Here is a 3,132-nt window from a genome sequence, read left to right as displayed (position 1 = left end):
CGCCGCGAAGGGTACGATGACCTCCGCGGCGCGACGGTCACGAAGACGGGCCGGACGACGGGTGTCACGAGCGCCGTGATCGAAGCGACGAGCGCGAGCGTCCGCGTGGAGTACCCCGACCAGGGACCCGTCCTCCTCCGCGACCAGCTCGTCGCCGGCCCCATGTCCGAACCCGGCGACAGCGGCTCGCCGGTCTTCCTCGAGGACGGAACGCTCGTCGGACTGCTCTTCGCTGGTTCCTCTCGGCAGACGATCTGTAACCGAATCGGAACCGTCGAGCACGAACTGGGCGTCGAGATACTCACCGTCGACCCGGGCAGCGACGAAGCGGTACCGGTCTACAGAACGACGATAGACCGGACGCTCGAGGTCGGCCTCGACGAGCCGACGCTGGCCCTCGAGTCGGTCACCTTCGAGGACGAACTGCAGCCGGGCGAGACCGTCGACGTGTCCGCGACCATCGCCGGCGACCCGGGCAGGTACTGGCTCGGAATCGATGACGACCGGGCGACCGTTTCGATCCCGGACGGTGACGGCTCGCGTGGACGAGCGACGGCGAGACTTCCCGTCTCGGTCCCCGCCGACTCGACCGGGACGCTGACCGTTCAGCTTCGAGGCGGCCCGATCGCCGAACTGAAGTGAGCGCTCACAACTGGGTTGCCCCACTCACCGCCACCGCTCACCGACACCATCACCGATCGGCGCGATAGCATCCGTTTTCGCGGCCGCAACTCTCCTCGAGAGCGATTCGACTGTCCCCTCGAAGCACGGAGGTAGTTATTTATAACTCGATCATACAACCTAGTTATCGATGGCGCACACACAGATCCAGGCCGCCCGCGAGGGGACGGTGACGCCCGAGATGGAACGCGTCGCCGAGCGAGAGAATCGCGATCCGGACGTCGTCCGCGAGCAGGTCGCCGAGGGACAGGCTGTCATTCCAGCGAACGTCAACCACGACGCGCTCGACGCGATGATCATCGGGCGGGAGTTCGCGACGAAGGTAAACGCCAACATCGGCAACAGCGAGACGACCAGTGACCTCGAGACGGAACTCGAGAAGCTCCACACTGCGGTCCACTACGGTGCGGACACGGTGATGGATCTTGGTACCGGCAGCGATCTCGATGAGATCCGGGAGGCCCACATCGAGCACTCGCCGGTGCCGTTGGGCACGGTGCCGCTGTACGAGGCTGTCAAGCAGGCCGGCAGTCCCGAGGACATCACGACAGAGTTGCTGCTCGAGATCATCGAGAAGCAGGCGAAACAGGGCGTCGACTACATGACGATCCACGCGGGGATCCTCGCCGAGCACCTGCCGCTGACCGACGGACGGAAGACGGGAATCGTCTCGCGGGGCGGCTCGATCATGGCCAAGTGGATGGAGGAAAATGGCGAGCAGAACCCGCTGTATCAGGTCTTTCCCGAGACCTGTGAGATCTTCGCCGAACACGATGTCACGTTCAGCCTCGGGGATAGCCTGCGCCCCGGCTGTCTGGCGGACGCCTGCGACGAGGCCCAGTACGCCGAACTCGACACGCTGGGCGAACTCACTCGAGTCGGCTGGGACCGCGGCGTCCAGGTGATGGTCGAAGGGCCGGGCCACGTTCCGATGCACAAAGTCGCGGAGAACGTCGAGCGCCAGCAGGAGGTCTGCGACGGCGCGCCCTTCTACGTGCTCGGTCCGCTGGTGACCGACATCGCACCGGGCTACGACCACATCACGAGTGCGATCGGTGCCGCGATGGCGGCCCAGGCCGGTGCCGCAATGTTGTGTTACGTCACCCCGAAGGAACACCTCGGCCTCCCCGAGGAGGAAGACGTCCGCGACGGCCTCGCGGCCTATCGGATCGCCGCCCACGCCGGCGACGTCGGAAACGAACGCCCCGGTGCTCGAGACTGGGACGACGCGCTCTCGGAAGCCCGTTACGAGTTCGAGTGGCGCGAGCAGTTCGACCTCGCGCTCGATCCCGATCGCGCCCGGTCGTTCCACGATCAGACCCTGCCCGGCGACAACTACAAGGAAGCTCGCTTTTGCTCGATGTGCGGCGCGGAGTTCTGCTCGATGCGGATCGACCAGGACGCAAGGGAAGGCGGTGAGATGACGGCCATCGAGGGGAAAGAGCGGACGGATCTCGAGTCCTCGTCCGCCGCGGACGTGAACCGACCACCGGTCGGAACGCACGAGTCGGGCGACCTGCCGCCGATGGCCGACCACGAGCGCGCCGATCGACGCGAGGAAGCGAGCGACGATTGATCGAGCGCCGCACGCACAGCGGCCCCTTCGTATATCAAACGCAAGTACAGTCACAGAGAATCGACCTCGTCTTTATCTGACAGACCGTGGTCGAGTCGGTATCGATGGCTCCCCGACGACGAACCGTTCTGGCAGCGGTATCGACGGCGACAGCGACGGCAGCGGCCGGCTGTACCGATCTGCTCGGGATCGGCGCTGACGACGAAACCGACGGCTCCACGTCCGCCGACGGTGTGGCGACGGCGTTCGTCGACGACCTCGCGAATGGTCGGTTCGAACAGGCCAGTGAACGATTCGCGGAGAACGAACGGGACCGGTACGGCGATCCCGGTCGACTCGAACGGGTCTGGCTGGCCTTCGAGACGGTCGGCGGCGCGTTCGAGGAGGTCGTCGACACGAAGGTGGCTACGACCGGTAACCAGGGCGAGATGGTCACCGTCACGCTGGCGTTCGACCGCGGCGACCACGACTGCGGCGTCATCGTCGATCAGCAGTCGCGGGTCCGCAACTGTGGCATCGCCGACGAGTACGAACGGCCGGCGTACGTCGATCCGAACGCGTTCGGTGAGAAAGACGTCTCGCTCTCGGTTCCGGACTGCTCGCTTTCGGGGACCGTCGCGACGCCCGCGGACGGCGAGGGGGTTCCCGGAGTCGTCCTCGTTCACGACGACGGTCCGATGACCGCGGACACTCCTCGCGGCGCCACGAGGACGTTCGCGGACCTCGCCGAGGGACTCGCCACGCGGGGCGTCGCGTCTCTCAGATACGACAAACGCGATACCGCCTGCGAGGTCGCACTCGACGAGTACACGCTCGATCGCGTCACCGTCGACGACGCCGCGGTCGCGATCGAGCGGCTCCGGGCCGTCGACGGC

2 protein-coding genes and 1 pseudogene are annotated in these 3,132 nt (G+C 66.2%); all 3 read left to right on the top strand.

The genetic code is table 11. The annotated features are described in order from the left end of the window. A pseudogene (locus PGX04_RS29835) lies at positions 1-642 on the top strand (hypothetical protein); the annotation flags it as partial. A gap of 169 nt (positions 643-811) precedes the next feature. Beyond that, a complete protein-coding gene (gene thiC / locus PGX04_RS29830; protein ID WP_273741806.1) occupies positions 812-2,257 on the top strand; it encodes a phosphomethylpyrimidine synthase ThiC in 1,446 nt (481 codons plus the stop codon). A 104-nt stretch (positions 2,258-2,361) separates the two neighbouring features. After that, positions 2,362-3,132: alpha/beta hydrolase (locus PGX04_RS29825; protein WP_377043695.1), on the top strand; the 771-nt coding region annotated here is incomplete at its 3' end.

The organism is Natrinema soli, from assembly GCF_028618695.1.
Note: the sequence above shows the minus strand (reverse complement) of the source record. Positions and strands in the feature narration are given on the sequence as shown.

What these genes read in the sequence shown, in the direction of transcription:
- thiC (WP_273741806.1), top strand. Translation starts at nt 812, where the DNA reads ATGGCGCACACACAGATCCAGGCCGCCCGCGAGGGGACGGTGACGCCC.